The sequence below is a fragment of the Spartinivicinus marinus genome, assembly GCF_026309355.1.
In the GTDB taxonomy this organism is placed as follows: Bacteria; Pseudomonadota; Gammaproteobacteria; order Pseudomonadales; family Zooshikellaceae; genus Spartinivicinus; species Spartinivicinus marinus.
Genome location: NZ_JAPJZK010000001.1, coordinates 1,172,630 through 1,188,190 on the forward strand (window position 1 = coordinate 1,172,630; position 15,561 = coordinate 1,188,190).

Genomic DNA, 15,561 nt, shown 5'->3' on the forward strand with positions numbered 1-15,561 from the left:
CTTCATCTATTTACAGAAAGTTTATGAGTTAGGAAACCATCCGCACCGGTAACCGCCTGGCTCCCCAAATGCCTGGATGAGGCTCAAAAAAACCCGCTAGTGGTGTACCACAGCTTGCACAGCAACCTTGGTCATCCAGCCCCCAGTAACCAAGTACATACCAGTTACGCTCAATCAACATAGCACCACATTGATGACAATAGGTACTCTCACCTTTTACATCAAATACATTACCAGTATACACATAGTGCAACCCTTTACTGATCGCAATATTTCTTGCTCTGGTCAACGTTTGGGATGGGGTGCGAGGTTTATCCAGCATTTTCCAGTCTGGGTGGAAGGCCGTAAAGTGAACCGGTATAAATGGCCCCAGATTTTCCATAATCCATTCTGACATTTGATGAATTTCTGCCTCACTGTCGTTTTCATCAGGAATAAGTAAATTGGTAATTTCAAACCATACATTTGTTTCATTTTTTAGGTATTTCAGGGTATCTAATACCGCACCGAGTTGACCTCCACAAATTTTTTTATAAAATCGTTCAGTAAAACCTTTTAAGTCTACATTTGCAGCATCCATTCCCTGATAAAACTCAACGCGCGGCTCTTTACAAATATAACCTGCTGTTACCGCAACAGAAAAAATGTCACTTTCTCTACAGGCTGCTGCAACATCTAAGGCATACTCCATAAAAATGACAGGATCATTATAAGTATAAGCAATACTACGACAGCCCAGGTTTTTCGCTGCTATTACTAATTGCTCAGGTGATGCTTGATCTGCCAGAGTATCCATTTCTCTGGATTTGCTCATATCCCAGTTTTGACAAAACTTACAGGCCAAATTACAACCTGCAGTGCCAAACGACAGTACAGGTGTACCCGGATAAAAGTGGTTAAGGGGTTTTTTTTCTATAGGATCAACACAAAAGCCACTGGACCGACCATAACTGGTTAAGACAATCTGATTATCTTCGCAGGCCCGAACAAAACATAACCCTCTCTGTCCTTCCCGTAACTTACAATGCCGTGGACAAACATCACATTGAATCCGACCATCTTCTAATTGATGCCAATATTTTGTGGCAACAGTACTTTCACTTTCAAAAGCCATTGAGCTACCCTACCAGCCAGCAGGCTATGTATACATACGATCTACTTGCGCGAACTATTTCCTCTCACCTATGCTCCTACATATAGAGTGGTATTAAATTCAAATACGATGTTACCCATTAGAGTACACCCGAGTTAGGAGGTTCGCTATGGAGATTCGCCAGCCTGCAGTTGCCGGCATGTTTTACCCAGAGTCGCCTCAAGATCTCGGTAATACAGTCAAAAGCTTACTAGCCATTGATGATCCAATCACAATGGTCCCTAAAGTATTAATTGTGCCTCATGCGGGTTACATTTATTCAGGAACCGTAGCAGCGAAGGCTTATCACTTGCTTGAACCATTAAAAAACACCATTCAGCGAGTTGTAATGTTTGGTCCCTCTCACCGAGTTCCTTTTACTGGCTTAGCACTACCAGCCGCCGAAGCCTTTAATACCCCGCTTGGAATGATTAACATAGATAAAATAGCCATAGAGCAAGCAGCTCAACTGGAAGACGTGCAAATTCTGGATATTGCCCATACCCATGAGCATTGTTTAGAAGTACAGCTTCCTTTTCTACAAACTATGCTAGCCAGCTTCAAGCTAATCCCTTTTGTTGTCGGTCACGCCAGTGCAGAGTCTGTAGCCAATGTCATTGAACAATTCTGGGGAGGGCCAGAAACCCTGATAGTCATTAGTTCAGATTTGAGTCATTACCATCCCTACCAAGAAGCCAAGACTATTGATGCAGCTACAACCGAAAAAATTAAACTGCTTGACTACCATTTACATGGAGAAGAAGCCTGTGGCTGTAAACCAATCAATGGCATTTTACTAACAGCTAAACGTAAAGGATTAGAAGTCACAACATTAGATACTCGTAACTCTGGCGATACCGCTGGCCCTAAAGATACCGTAGTAGGATATGGAGCTTATGCCCTCCGCTGAACTTACCTTAGATGACCAGCACACCTTATTAAAACTGGCACGCCAAGTGATCACTGCTGGCTGTCAAAAACAGGCACTGCCTGAGGTTAATCCTGCTGAATATTCTTCTGATTTGCAGGAAACACGCAGTGCTTTTGTTACATTAACAAAGCAACATTTATTACGGGGCTGTATCGGCAGTCTTAACCCTACCCGCCCTTTAGTCCTAGAAGTTAGTCATAATGCCCATGCTAGTGCATTTGAGGACTATCGTTTTCCTAACCTGGATAGTAGCGAGCTGAACCAAGTTAAAATTGAAATATCCATATTATCTCCTCATCAGCTCATTAATTTTATTGACGAAGCATCATTAATAAATCAACTTAAGCCTTTTCAAGATGGTGTAATTCTGCAATACAAACAACACCGTGGTACCTTTTTACCTCAAGTTTGGGAAAAACTACCCAAACCTACCGACTTTTTTCAACAACTCAAGCAAAAAGCAAACCTGCCTCCTGATTTTTGGAGCGAACAAATAAAATGCTACACATACCAAGTATTTGCCTTTCATGAAAATTAATAGCGTCATTACTCATTTTAATAAAACCTGGTTAACAAAAGTTATTTTCATGCCTGACTACTCTCATACCATTAAATAAAATACAACAGACATTCTAACTCAACCACCACACAAACTTTAAAAACCGATTATTACCACACGCTTAATCTAGAAATAATATAAATATAACTATTTTCAATAATTAAAACTCATCACACTCATTGCACATCCATTTCTAATACCCACCCTCAATTCAATGTAAATATAGTTGACACAAAAAGTATAAAATAGTTACTATCTGTCTACCGTTGAAACCATATTTCGCAATACCAGACTAACTCTGACTATAAATTAACGACCATTAAGATATTTACATTTGTGATAACAGGTAAAATAGGCACTTATCCTTTTTTAACGAGAGCCGCATTACCAAGGAAGCGATCAACCACAAATTATCCCAAATAGTAAATTAGTCGGGTACATTTAACATTAGCAATATAGACTTTTTTACAACTCATAAACAACCGAACACTTATAGTATGAAATATCGTATTTTTTTTAGTTGTCTATTTATATGGTTTAACCCGCAAATAGCAACTGCCAGTGAGTTCAAATGTAATCAAACATTACGAATGGCTATTGGCACACAACGAGAACCTTTTGTTATAAAACAAAAAAATACAACTATTTCTGGGTTTGATATTGATTTATTGCGATCAGTTGTTAAACAATCAGGTTGCAAACTTAAACTAATCAATAATAAAGACCTAACCTGGGAAAAGCGTTTAAGCATGATAAAGAAAGGAGAGCTAGACATTGCTTCTGGCGCCTCTTGGGATAATAGCCGAGCAGAGTGGGCTCATTATAGTTTCCCTTATCGTAATGAATATGCTGGTATTTACATCAAAAGATCTGATGAAAATCGCTTTGCTAACAAAACCTTACCCGAACTATTATCAGGCTCCTTCACATTAGGTGTTACTAAAGCTAATACCTATGGTTCTAAAATAGATACTTTATTAGCCAGCCATAAAAATCAATTGTATTTTGTAACTGACTCTTCAGATTTTTATCCACTATTAAGCCAAGGAAAAATCGATGGTTTTATTGGCTATCCTGTGACAGAAATCATTCAACTGATCAGAAATAATTTAGATGATAAATTTTCTTTACACTATGAAACTGTCATAAAAACTGGGCAAGTACACTATTTATTAAGTAAAGAAACCATTTCTCCAGAGTTATTTAATGCATTTAATTCTGCATTAGTAGCACTTAGATCAAACGGGGGCTATGATAAAATCGTTAAAAAATATTCTATCAGTTATGGAATTAGCACTTGGTAGAAGAAGGCAAGATATGCGCCTTCTTCTATAGGTTAGGTATATCATTTATTAACCCTTATGCAGTACAGTCTTGGAGTATCCAAGTTTTCCACTTTTCTTCATACTGTTTAATCCATTTATCTGCTGCCTCATTGTGGGACATTTTATCTACATCTACCCAGACAGCAACCTCTGCTATCATCTCATTAGAAAAATTAAAATTATTAACTAGCTTATAGACACAAGGCCATTTAGATTTCATTTTTACAGAAAGCATTTTTTTCAACCAACCACCTTTAGGGCTACCACAATCAATTTTTTTGTTTTAACAACTGCGCTTTATATACAATTTTCAATTTAGTTTAACTTCCATTAGTAGACTATATTTACAATAGTATATAAGCCTATTAAATTGCTATTTAAAATGTGCATTTATAACCTTTTGCTTCAAAGCATCATATTATCGATGTCAGTTTCAATGTCAGAGTTTGCTATTGGAAGCTCTAATGAACGGATAAAAATAGTGATAAATGACTGGACCAGCCAGATTGTTATGTCAAATATCGCAGCTATTTTTTTTCAAGAGATGGGTTATAAAGCTTCCTTTGTTCAACTAACGACTGATGCTCAGTGGAGTATGATCAGCAGAGGACATATTCATTTACAGTTAGAAGTGTGGGAAGGTACCATGGCTACCCAATACCAAAAACTGATGGATAACAATAGAATTATTGATCTTGGTAACCACAATGCTAAAACTCGGGAAGACTGGTGGTATCCTGACTATGTAGAAGAACAATGCCCTGGCCTACCAGATTGGAAAGCGCTTCTTGGCTGCTCAGAATTATTTACAAATGAGAAGTCTAATGGTAAAGGTATTTACTTAGGTGGCCCATGGGAAAAACCAGATGCCAAACGAATAAGAGTATTAGGGCTTAATTTTAATGTAGAAAGGGTTTCTCATGGCGATCAACTATGGATCGAACTAGAACAAGCTTACAATAAAAGAAAACCCATAGTGCTTTTCAACTGGACACCAAACTGGATTGAGTATAAATACAAAGGCAAATTTGTAGAGTTTCCAGAATACTCTACAAAATGCGAGACAGATCCATCATGGGGAATTAATCCAGAAGCAACTTATGATTGTGGCAACCCTAAAAATGGTTGGCTAAAAAAAATTGCCTGGATTAAATTTCCCAATAAATGGCCTTGTGCCTATCAAGTTGCAAATAAAATGAATTTTACCAATGAATTAATTGCCGAACTTGTTTACTGGGTAGATGGGCAATATTTAACCCATCTACAAGCCGCACAACAATGGATTAAAACTAAAAAGCATATCTGGCAACAATGGATACCACCTGAGTGCAAAAGAGACTCTATGAGTATTTATGATGAATAATGCAGCTTAAACTACAGCTTTTAAAAAGAGTAGCCGTAGCCTACAGAACCAGATACCTCGCCCCCACCAGAGCCAAGCGAAAACTTAGTGGTATGCTTACCGCGGTTAGTTGAAATTCCTACAGCAATTGCCTGTTTACCTTTATAGTAACCCGCACCGAAAGAAACTAGGTTTTTACCACCCACCGCTTGTGGCATACCCGCAATCGCCATTGAAGTAGCAATACCAGAAAACGCATCATCCTCTAAGTGATCAATTTGAGTTTGTAAATTATCAATACGGGCACTGTTATTTAAGCTTCTATTGGTATTTGCCGAGATTTGTCCTTCATGAACACCCAATCTTTCAGAATTAGATGAAATACGTGCATTATGGTTGTTTAGTCGATCACTATTATTACCAATATCTATTTGGTTAAATTCTATAATTTCTTTGTTAGCTTCTATTCTATCATTTTGATTGTTTAAACGACGATTATGATTCTTCAACCGTTTATTGTGATTATTCAACCGTCGTGTTTGCCGACCATTAGTTCCCTTAACTTTTTCCAATGTCTTCTTATTACCTTCAATATTTGCTACGTTTTTTTGAATAGCGCCGTCATTTTGTTCAGCACTTATCCTATTGCTCTCTATATTTTGCTTATTTTTTTCTATGTTTTGACTATTTATTGTTATAGCGGTCTTATTTCTATCCAACTCTATAGCTGTATTTTCGCCCACACCAGCGTGGTTTTGGGCATACCCATTGATCGACAAAAAAATCAGTGATAACGACGCCGCTGGTATTAAAAATGTTGACTGCATAATAAACCTACCTGAATCAATTTGTTAAATAAATCAGTGACCCAAAAACATCAAGTAAACATAAATTATGCGAAATACTACAAAGCCACCCAACCCAAATCAACTGTCGGGAATTAATTATTTATCAAAAAATTATCAAAAATAGACGGCATTATTTTATAAAACACAGCTACAAATAACTCACTTACCCATAATAATCAACAAGTTATAATCAAACCTCTTAACCCGCAATTTAAGTGAATTTATTTTCCAACAACAATCAAAAATTAATTATATCGCGAAAAACAAATTTCAACCTCAATAGAAACCCTACGTTAAGTATACTCACTTATCATTTAACCTTGTAACAACACTGTATCATCCAGCCGGTCTAGACTACTCTTACGCCTATATAACCACAGATATATAGCCAGACTTAATGAAATGAGCTTATATAAGAAAATTACACTGCCTGAAATATTTTCACTTTAAAAGTGCTCTTATATAATCAACTAATCAATTCAATCGTTTCCTCTACAGACAAACGATGATTAGTCAAAAACATCAAAACGTTGAGTAAACAGATTAAATCAAGTTAGCACGATTGTTATCAAGCATCCTTATTTCAACTCAAAAGTAATTAAGTGATGCTATCGCTAACTTCAAACTCGTAACCTCGTCTCCTAAAAAACCTTTCGACTTGACGACACTGACCATCAAATAAGGAAACCCAATGCCTATAAAGATAGCCTTTATTATCTATATAGCCCTTGCCAGCATCAGTTTTAATACCCAAGCAGGCAACAATACTAAACCTGTTGTAGGTGCAGTCTATTCTATGACAAATGCTGTAGAGGGTAATCAAGTTGTCGTTTTTAACCGACATCTAGATGGAACCCTTTCATTTTCTAAAGCATACCCCACAGGAGGACGTGGTGGGCTTGCAAATGGTGGAGATGAAGAACAAACAGAAGCAGCCTTAGAAGATGCTTTGGGCTCTCAAGGCTCTTTAATATTAAGCAAAAATAACCGATGGTTACTGACAGTAAATGCTGGTAGTAATGACATTACTGTCTTTGAAGTTATGACAAGAGTTGCAAATAATGAGGTAGATTATCAATTAGAGCGGGTAATACAGACTACTGGTGGAAACTTTCCATCTGGCGGTAGTTTTCCTGTTAGTCTTGCTATATCTGAAGATTATTTATATGTACTCAATGCTGGTGGCCAGGGCAATATTACAGGCTTTAGATTTAATCATGATTCCGGACAGTTGACACCTATTGACAATTCCACTCGAAATTTAAATGCGAATAGTAGCAATCCACCTTTTTTTGCAACTTCTCCGGCACAAATTGGCTTTGATCAAAATGAAGACCGTTTAATTGTTACGATTAAAGGTCTCAACCAAGTTCAACTGTTTGATTTAGATGATGAAGGCCGCCCCAGCCAGCAAGCCATCACCACTAACTCCAGTGGTTCAACGCCTTTTGGTTTTACTGTTACCAGAAGAAACCGGCTTTTAATAGCTGAGGCTTTCGGTGCAGGCAGCCCTGGAGACTTAAATGTCGGCGCTGTTTCTTCCTATAAGCCAAACGCTTACCAATATTACTCGTATCCAAATAAAGCATTTAATCCTGTTAGTTCCTCCATACCAAATCAACAAGCCCTTAGCTGCTGGATTACTTTAGACAGACTTAATCGTTATGCATTTGTAAGTAATAACGGAAGCGGTACAATTTCTACCTACTATGTAAAAAGAAATGGAAAAGTAACAATAGCCAACCAAACGGCAGCCACTGGCCTTGAAAATCCAGTAGATTTAACCATGGATAAATTCAGTCGTTACCTATATGTTGTCAATGCAGCTAACGGTTCTATTAGTGCGTACTCTGTTAGACGTTCAAAGCTAAACCCGCTAGGTACTTTTGAAAATGGGCTATCAATATCTGGAGGCGCTGTGGGAATAGCCGTGCAGTAAATTATTAAATAAGTACTGTATCTAATACGCCCCACTAACAAAGCTGGGGCATCTCTTTTTTAATTATTTACTTTTTATCAACAAATATCGCGCTTACTGCTCCCCAATTATTATCTGTATCTTGTGCACTTACATACACCGTATGCTTTCCTTTTCTCCAACCTGCAGTATCAAGAATAGCTTTAACTGACTCAACCGGTTGATTCAAACTACCATCAACAGCTTCAAACCAACCACTGGGGGTATTTGCTAACCAAGGTGGTTCATCAATAAAATAAGCTACTTTTTGAATAGATTGAGTTGGTTCTGTTCCTCTTTTATTGCTATATCGACGATCATCAGCTGTTGCAACCAGTTCAATGGTTTGGCTAAGTCCATCTCCCAATGCCTGCTGCTTTAAATCAACAATATCTGGGCCCGCCGGTGTTTTATAAGGGCTTCTTACAACTTTGGCCGCATACATAAGTGCTGGTAAGTTGGTGGGTAAAATCTCCTTCCGATAATAATCACAAGACTCAAAAAATGCTTTTCCTAATTCAAAAGTCAATGCAGCCACCCCTAGCTCACCATAACTCGCGCCATCACTGGTACCATCAGTTTCATACAACTCAACTGACCGATAAGGAGTATGATCATTAAAATAAGCAAACTTACGCCCCAAGGTTTGTAAAGCCAAATGATTAGGTGCATTACTTCCCTTAGTGCCCCAAGGCCAAAGCACTAACTTGCCGTGACTATGGATATCTAGGTGAATACCACGAGTGTCTTCTGGTGCGGGATCATCACGATCTGACCCACGTCGATCTGGAAAGATTTCTTTTAAATACGCTTCAAGTGCTTGCACTTCAGGTTCTGAGCCAGCAGCAGTGCCACGATAGGTATCATTACAAACATTACCACTTGAACCACTGCTGGTCGTATTCCAGGCATAACTAAAGTTACGATTTAAGTCAATCCCTGTGCGGTTACTGCTCCAAGCACACTTTGCATCCAGGTTTACATTCTTACGCCATAATATCCCCTGCTCCGCTTTTTTTCGACCATCAGGATTAGCCTGTAACAAAATATGAACCTCATGATGATCTAAAACCCAGGTAGCATCTGCTTCTTTGCCATATCCAGATAATAACTGTTGAGCAAAGGTTAAAGTCAAACCCGCCGTTGCATACTCCCTGGCATGAATAGCACTGTTAATCATTAACTTAGGTTTAGGCTCAACATCATGGGTGCGATTAGTCAACTTAAGTACCAGTAAATCATAGCCTCCTTGATTATTGCTTTTACCCCATGAGTCACCAATATCAACCACCTGCACTAAATCTGGATATTTTGCTTGAAAAGCTACTATTTGCTGAAAAGTTTCCTCAACTGTTGGATAACAACTGTAACCAGGTATACCACTGTCATTGTCTGCTCGATTTCGAATGTTATCTAATTTCTCCTGATAGCCTGGATATGGTTCTAACTTAAAGCCCATCCTAAGCAACTTTTGCTGCTCTTGAGAAGTAGCTGCAATTGTCAAATACCCTGTTTGATAGTCAGATTCAAGGGTATCAAACTGCACAACGGCCTGATGCGCTTTAGTTAGATTGGGAAAGAAAGCTTTTACTGTTTTTTTTGGTTGGCTAATAAGGTCATCACTCGTATGGGCAACTCCAACAACAGCCCCTGTTAGCATTACCCCTGCTAGCCCCCATGAATAAAGTTTCATTATTATTGCCTCGTCCTTTTGTACTAGTCCATTTTATTTCGTTCATATATATAACAGGAAATATCCACCCGACTCAATGCGAGAATACTCTTCAGTATTTTTAGTTTTGTTACTGTTTGCCCTTAAGTTACTCTCTTTTTCAACCATCACTGGTTTTATCATTTTAAACTGATGCATTAGTACAGGATCTGATTTTGTAATACCCAACTACTTTTTCTAGAATTTTGTACTACTCTCATCTAAAAGTGGTGCCACTTGCATAGGTAGTAATAATGATATTTATGAAGAAAATAGCCTGCTATGCTCTGTTCGCTTCAATTGCAAGCGTTTACTCCCTAAACAGTTATGCAGATAAAACAGTGACTATTTCTACGGGTGAGTATAGCCCCTGGGTTTCTAAAAAACTTAAACATCTTGGCTATGTCAGCCACATTGTTAATGAAGCATTCAAGCGTGAAGGCTATACCGTAGAGTTTAAGTTTTTTCCTTGGAAACGAGCTTATGAGTCAGCTAAAAAAGGAGAGTTCCACGCTACCTCTTTTTGGTTTAAGTCTCCTGATCGAGAAAAAGACTTTTACTATAGTGATCCAGTATCTACCGAAAAAACTGTTTTCTTTCATTTAAAAACTAACCCGTTAGCTGACTGGAACACAGTAGCAGACTTAAAAGACAAAACGATTGGTGCCACCACAGGGTACACTTATACCAAAGAATTTTGGGAAGCAGGAGAAAATGGCACCATAAAAATCAGCACCGCCTCCAGTGATGATAAAAACTTTAAAAAGCTATTAGCTTCTCGAGTAGATCTATTCCCCATGGGCACAGTGGCAGGGTATGGCCTGCTTGCTGATAAGTTTGATGAAACATCACTCCATTTGATTACTTTCCATCCTAAACCTCTTGTGGAGTCTACTGGGCACTTATTATTTTCTAAGCAAAAAGCAGACAATGAGGAATTATTAAAAATATTTAATGCAGGACTAAAAAAGCTTAAGGATGAGGGACTAGATCAAAAATGGCGAGAAGACTTAATGGCTGGTGGGTATAAAAAATAAATAAGTTAAATAAACCTTTAAAGCAAAAGCCATATACCTTGTTTTAGTTATGTGGCTTTTGCTTTTCTTTCTAATGAGCCTAATTTACTAAAGTAAATCGAACACTACGCCGCTTAACATCAGCCTGTAATAGTTGTACGCTAACGGTTTGTTCTAAAGTAAAACGCTGCTCTTTATCTTTGCTATGAAGAGTTTGATACAAAGGATCAAAGCTATAGCTTTGTGGTAGTTTTCGGGCATCTACAAACCCTTCAACACCATTATCATCTAACCGGACAGTAAAACCAAAGCTATTAAGCTGAACTACTTTACCTTGAAATACCTCGCCTGTTTTATCTTGTAAATATTGGCAAATCAACCATTGCTCCATTTCATTCGTTGCCTGGCGAGTACGATATTGTTGTTGTTGCAACTGCTCAAGAACTTCATTAGCTATCGGCTCTACTGGCTGACTAAGCAATAATGCTTTAATCAAGCGATGCATTAATAAATCATTATATTTACGGATAGGAGAAGTAAATGTTGTATAAATATCAAACCCCATTCCAGCATGAGGTAACGGCTCATTACTGAATAAGCTACGCTCTAACTGACGACTAAGAATTGCTTTTACTGGCACCTCAGTGGCATGGTTATTAAGCGCAAGCAATACCTGACGATAGCCCATAGGATCGGATAGCTGGGCAAAATCGAACGTGGGTAGTTGTTGTTCAAGCAATTTAGCCACATCGTCCAGGCGCTCTTTTCTCAGACCTGCATTGGTAATATATATACCTGAGCTAGCCGCTTTCGTTTTGATAAACTGAGCTGCACAACGATTAGCAGCCACCATACATTCTTCAACTAGTTTATGAGCTGTAAACCGCTGCTGTTTTTCAATGCTGGCTATTTTTTGCTGTTCATTCAGCACCAGCTTGTAGTCAGGCTTATTGTCAAAACTAACTGCTTGCTGCTCACGATACTGAGTTAATACCTGTTGCACCGTATAAAGGGAATCAACCGTTTTCGCTAGCGTTTCGCTATCTTCACCCAATGCAGCTTTATTTCCCTGCTCGATATACTCACTTACCAACTCATAGCTAAGCTTTGCCTTTGAGCAAACTACAGCAGGGTAAAATTGATAACTTTTAATTTCGCCATCTGTTGCTAGCTGCATCTCACAAACCAAAGCTAACCGCTCTTGGTTAGCCATTAAAGAGCAACGATCATTAGATAAGGCTTCTGGCAGCATAGCTAGCGTACTACCAGGTAGATAAACAGACATACCACGCTCACGGGCAGCTTGATCAACCGGTGAACCTGGTTCCACCCAACTCGCGGGATCAGCAATTGCAATTATTACCCGCCAGCTGCCATCTTCATTGGCTTCAGCAAACAATGCATCATCCATATCTTGAGTCGTTGCTGAATCAATAGTCACAAAAGGGGTAGTTGTTAAGTCTTGGTGTTGCTCAGTGACTTTATCTCGCACGCTAGTAGCCAGAATCTGTTCAACCTGCTGCTGTACAGTCTCTGACCAACCATCTTGGAGTTGATACTTGTTAATGACATAGCTTGCTTCAATACCAGACTGCTTATCACTGCCAATCACCGTGAGCACTTCTGCCTGTGGTTTTCCATTTTTTATTGGGTGCTGTATCAGACGACAACGAACATAATCCCCTGCTTGTGCTTTACCCCGTTGTTTAGGTGGGATAAATATCCAGCGGCTCATCCGTCCATAGTCAGGATCAACAAAAACAGCTTTGCCTTTTATTACTATCTTGCCTGTGAATTCTTTAAAGTCACTACGCACTAACTCTTCTATCTCAGCAGTCAGTTGGCTGCCTTTCCCCCCTGTTACAGTCACTTTCACCAAATCATGAGGGAGAACTTTTTGTGCTTCTTCTGCATTCAATAATGCTTGTCTGCCATCATCCAATTGGACAGTAGTTGTCTTAAGAGGAGAGTCTTTTACTTTCCCTTGAAATAGTTTTTTTTGAGCCTTGAGTTGTTGTTTTAATTGTTTCAGCTGGGCTAATGAATCATTACTTAACATGAGTGAAAGGACTTCTGCGTATTGGTTCGTTCAATTTTTAATAGCCATTAAGGCTTGTGCTGCATCTTACTTAAGTAACTTTGATAAATAGGATGAAGCGCTAGGATTCGGGCCATTCTACTGAATACCTAGTGGTTAATAAACTGGCAGTTTAGAAATCAGCAGCTAATACAAGAAAATTTAGTTATTAGGGCCTGCTTTGCCTGCTCAAACCGGTCTGCTCCCGAAATAACCTGATAGCTAATAGCAAGCTGGCCTAATAATGTTTCACATAGCTGAAAAAAACGCTCTCGCGTTTCTAGTGCAGGCTGGCAACGCTGAGGATCAAAGTGCCAGGGTATGTCAGGGGCAACAAGCAATACTAAGGCATAGCAATCTTGTTGAACCTGCTTTACCAGCCACTCAGGCACTTTGCCAAATAACATCTGGCTCCAAACCTGGGTCGTCATAGGGCCGGTATCAAACAATGCTATTTCCGATTGCGCTGAAACAGTTTGTTCAAAAGCCTGCTGTACTTTGGCAATTAAGGCAATATCTTCATAGCCACCAACATCATCTTGGTATGACAACCAAAGCCTTGCATACTCATTAACCAATGGAAGCTTCAGTTGTTGCGCTAACGCTAAAGCTAGCGTCGATTTACCAGCAGATTCCGGCCCCATAATAGCTACTTTATTGTGACTAACAGGTAGGTATTGTCTTGGTTTAACTGGCTTTTGTGTTAATGAGTTAGCAGATATTGAACTGGGCTGAAAAGCAACCGTCTGGAGTAGTTCAGCATTAACAAGCATTTTCTCAATAGGTAATGGAGTCATGCCGACGCTTTTTGCCATTACCCAGTCAGCATCTTTAAACACTATAAAAAACTGGTTGGCTTTCACTCTACCAGTCTCTGATACCACAACCGCAGAGAAACTAACTCGGGCCCCCAAATGGATATGGGCAAAAGGATACCTCTGGCTAACCTTCTGCTTCTCAGTAATACTCTTTACAACAACATGAACATTGTTAGCAAAATGGTAAGCAAAATAAAAAAGGTAATCGCAGAAGGGTTGATGCTCTGGAAAAGGACCTACTAGCCAACAGTGCTCTACTTCTCCACTGTTCACTAGCTCATCACTCATGACATAGTGACTGCCACTTGCTTTATTCATGAATGGATAAATACCTTATTAGTGCTACTTAACAGGCAGCTAAACTATAAGCAAACAAAGTCAATGTATACCCTTTCGCCAGATATTCTTTCATTGGGCTGCAATGGTGAACTTCTGAGGACTAGTGAAATATTCAGGTTAGCGCAAGGTATTTTGGAGTGGGGTTATTTCTGCGTAATAAATGGGAAGGGTATAATCTAGCCCACGTAGGTATGGGCTAGAATCCAACCAAACTAACGTCTGGCTACCTCAAGCGGCCTTTGATCATGCCCATAGATATCCTTGGCAAAATGCACTTTACCAAGTGTATCAACCCAAGCCGTCATATAAGCCAAATAAATGGGAATAGGTTGCTCTAACCTCAATGTAACGGTTCTACTTGTATCCAACAACCTATCCAGCTTTGTCGGCTGCCACCCTCGATTGAGTCCCAACAAGCTCTCAGCCAGCTCCCTTGGTTTTTCTACCCGCACACAACCTGAGCTTAATGCCCGGTTATTTTGCCGAAATAAATGAGGCTGAGATGTATCATGCAAGTAAACAGAGTGTTTATTTGGAAAGTCAAATTTAAACCGCCCTAACGCATTTCCCGGCCCAGGAAGTTGCTTTAACCGATATGGAAACCGTTTATACGACACTTTTTGCCAAGGCATTCCTGATTCGACTAGTGAATAAGGGGGAACCATTTGGGCATTTTGCCCCCACCCTCTCAAGACAAGAAAATTATGATTTTGCAAAAAGTCAGGCTGTCGCCTTAGCTTTGGTAAAATATCTTTCACCGCTATTTTTCTTGGTACATTCCAAGGCGGGTTTACAACTATCGACTTAATCGTGTCAGCCCAGATTGGCGTCTGCCGAGCTTTTTTACCCACAATAACTTTCATTGTTAATTTGGTTTTACTGTCTTCTACCAACTTCAAACTATAGTCAGCTATGTTTACCAACACATAGCGATCTCCCATGTTTTCTGGTAACTGGTCCAACCGCGTAAGATTTTTGGCAATAATCGCTGCTTTTTCTTCAGGTGGACGCGCCAATGCCTGATAACTCTTATAATCCAGTATGCCACTAGATGGTAGCTTATGCCGGGCTTGAAAACTGATTAAGCCTTTTTGCAAAGAGCCCCCCGGTTTCACTATATCCCCAGTCAATAGCAGTAGGTTATGTAACAGTGCTGCTCTTTTTACCGGATCCAGAGTTAAAACCTGAGAATAAGTGGGTAGTTGGCTCCACGCACCAGATTCTTCCAACTGTTTATAGTGTTGTAACGCCTTCGACAGATGATGGTACTGTTGATTATTAGGCGTGTGATTAGACGTAGTGTTGGCAACTGCGACAGGTGTTATTATGAACGCTATCACCAGTCTTAGACTGCGAAGTAGCACAAACCTTCCTCCATGTATCCGGTTGACAATTCATCACTTACAGACCATTGCCATACGAGGCTTTATTCCGCTACCTAATGGTGGGTTACATCACTCTATATTAAGGCTAATAACATCTTATTTAAGCCTTTTGATCAATTAC

13 protein-coding genes are annotated in these 15,561 nt (G+C 39.3%); 6 read left to right on the forward strand and 7 right to left on the reverse strand.

From position 1 onward, the window contains the following. Window positions 1–28: 28 nt before the first annotated feature. Window positions 29–1,114, reverse strand: coding sequence for an AmmeMemoRadiSam system radical SAM enzyme (gene amrS, locus OQE68_RS05545; RefSeq protein ID WP_180570318.1), 1,086 nt, complete (start codon window positions 1,112–1,114; stop codon window positions 29–31). A gap of 148 nt (window positions 1,115–1,262) precedes the next feature. On the opposite strand from amrS, the gene amrB reads away from it, so the two are divergent. From amrB to OQE68_RS05560, 3 genes are all read left to right on the forward strand, one after another. Then, window positions 1,263–2,042 (forward strand): AmmeMemoRadiSam system protein B, encoded by a 780-nt coding sequence (gene amrB / locus OQE68_RS05550; RefSeq protein ID WP_180570317.1) that lies wholly within the window; start codon window positions 1,263–1,265, stop codon window positions 2,040–2,042. Beyond that, on the forward strand, window positions 2,029–2,601 hold the full coding sequence (amrA, locus tag OQE68_RS05555) for an AmmeMemoRadiSam system protein A (protein WP_180570316.1): 573 nt from the start codon (window positions 2,029–2,031) through the stop codon (window positions 2,599–2,601). The genes amrB and amrA overlap by 14 nt, the downstream gene beginning before the upstream one ends. 518 nt (window positions 2,602–3,119) lie before the next feature. Continuing rightward, on the forward strand, window positions 3,120–3,926 hold the full coding sequence (locus tag OQE68_RS05560; protein ID WP_180570315.1) for a substrate-binding periplasmic protein: 807 nt from the start codon (window positions 3,120–3,122) through the stop codon (window positions 3,924–3,926). Between the two features lie 55 nt (window positions 3,927–3,981). On the opposite strand, the gene OQE68_RS05565 is transcribed toward OQE68_RS05560, so the two are convergent. Next, complete coding sequence (locus OQE68_RS05565; RefSeq protein WP_255491003.1) at window positions 3,982–4,182, reverse strand: glycine betaine ABC transporter substrate-binding protein; 201 nt, start codon at window positions 4,180–4,182, stop codon at window positions 3,982–3,984. 189 nt (window positions 4,183–4,371) lie between these two features. On the opposite strand from OQE68_RS05565, the gene OQE68_RS05570 reads away from it, so the two are divergent. Then, on the forward strand, window positions 4,372–5,310 hold the full coding sequence (locus OQE68_RS05570; RefSeq protein WP_180570313.1) for an ABC transporter substrate-binding protein: 939 nt from the start codon (window positions 4,372–4,374) through the stop codon (window positions 5,308–5,310). 20 nt (window positions 5,311–5,330) lie between these two features. Here OQE68_RS05570 and OQE68_RS05575 read toward each other — a convergent pair whose 3' ends face one another. After that, entirely contained in the window at window positions 5,331–6,116 is a 786-nt protein-coding gene (locus tag OQE68_RS05575; RefSeq protein ID WP_180570312.1) for a YadA C-terminal domain-containing protein, read from the reverse strand. 712 nt (window positions 6,117–6,828) lie between these two features. On the opposite strand from OQE68_RS05575, the gene OQE68_RS05580 reads away from it, so the two are divergent. Next, the gene (locus OQE68_RS05580; RefSeq protein WP_180570311.1) at window positions 6,829–8,076 is read left to right on the forward strand and encodes a lactonase family protein; all 1,248 of its coding nucleotides are present in this window, start codon (window positions 6,829–6,831) and stop codon (window positions 8,074–8,076) included. A 67-nt stretch (window positions 8,077–8,143) separates the two neighbouring features. Here OQE68_RS05580 and OQE68_RS05585 read toward each other — a convergent pair whose 3' ends face one another. Beyond that, a complete protein-coding gene (locus OQE68_RS05585) occupies window positions 8,144–9,787 on the reverse strand; it encodes a M14 family zinc carboxypeptidase (protein WP_180570310.1) in 1,644 nt (547 codons plus the stop codon). A 272-nt stretch (window positions 9,788–10,059) separates the two neighbouring features. Here OQE68_RS05585 and OQE68_RS05590 point away from each other — a divergent pair, with 272 nt between their 5' ends. Beyond that, complete coding sequence (locus OQE68_RS05590; RefSeq protein ID WP_219340150.1) at window positions 10,060–10,842, forward strand: substrate-binding periplasmic protein; 783 nt, start codon at window positions 10,060–10,062, stop codon at window positions 10,840–10,842. Between the two features lie 79 nt (window positions 10,843–10,921). Here the strand turns inward: OQE68_RS05590 and OQE68_RS05595 are convergent, their stop codons facing one another. The 3 genes from OQE68_RS05595 to OQE68_RS30750 all read right to left on the reverse strand — a co-directional run bounded on the left by OQE68_RS05595 (window position 10,922) and on the right by OQE68_RS30750 (window position 15,419). Next, a complete protein-coding gene (locus OQE68_RS05595) occupies window positions 10,922–12,880 on the reverse strand; it encodes a ribonuclease R family protein (protein WP_180570309.1) in 1,959 nt (652 codons plus the stop codon). A gap of 158 nt (window positions 12,881–13,038) precedes the next feature. Next, entirely contained in the window at window positions 13,039–14,034 is a 996-nt protein-coding gene (locus tag OQE68_RS05600; RefSeq protein ID WP_180570308.1) for an AAA family ATPase, read from the reverse strand. Between the two features lie 233 nt (window positions 14,035–14,267). Then, window positions 14,268–15,419: a L,D-transpeptidase family protein gene (locus OQE68_RS30750; RefSeq protein ID WP_180570307.1), complete on the reverse strand. Its 1,152-nt coding sequence runs from the start codon at window positions 15,417–15,419 to the stop codon at window positions 14,268–14,270. Between the last annotated feature and the right edge of the window lie 142 nt (window positions 15,420–15,561).

Coding starts and splice junctions, on each gene's coding strand:
- OQE68_RS05565 (WP_255491003.1), bottom strand. CDS start 4,182: ATGCTTTCTGTAAAAATGAAATCTAAATGGCCTTGTGTCTATAAGCTA.
- OQE68_RS05585 (WP_180570310.1), bottom strand. CDS start 9,787: ATGAAACTTTATTCATGGGGGCTAGCAGGGGTAATGCTAACAGGGGCT.
- OQE68_RS05595 (WP_180570309.1), bottom strand. CDS start 12,880: ATGTTAAGTAATGATTCATTAGCCCAGCTGAAACAATTAAAACAACAA.
- OQE68_RS05600 (WP_180570308.1), bottom strand. CDS start 14,034: ATGAATAAAGCAAGTGGCAGTCACTATGTCATGAGTGATGAGCTAGTG.
- amrA (WP_180570316.1), top strand. CDS start 2,029: ATGCCCTCCGCTGAACTTACCTTAGATGACCAGCACACCTTATTAAAA.
- OQE68_RS05590 (WP_219340150.1), top strand. CDS start 10,060: ATGATATTTATGAAGAAAATAGCCTGCTATGCTCTGTTCGCTTCAATT.
- amrS (WP_180570318.1), bottom strand. CDS start 1,114: ATGGCTTTTGAAAGTGAAAGTACTGTTGCCACAAAATATTGGCATCAA.
- OQE68_RS05560 (WP_180570315.1), top strand. CDS start 3,120: ATGAAATATCGTATTTTTTTTAGTTGTCTATTTATATGGTTTAACCCG.
- amrB (WP_180570317.1), top strand. CDS start 1,263: ATGGAGATTCGCCAGCCTGCAGTTGCCGGCATGTTTTACCCAGAGTCG.
- OQE68_RS05575 (WP_180570312.1), bottom strand. CDS start 6,116: ATGCAGTCAACATTTTTAATACCAGCGGCGTCGTTATCACTGATTTTT.
- OQE68_RS05580 (WP_180570311.1), top strand. CDS start 6,829: ATGCCTATAAAGATAGCCTTTATTATCTATATAGCCCTTGCCAGCATC.
- OQE68_RS05570 (WP_180570313.1), top strand. CDS start 4,372: ATGTCAGTTTCAATGTCAGAGTTTGCTATTGGAAGCTCTAATGAACGG.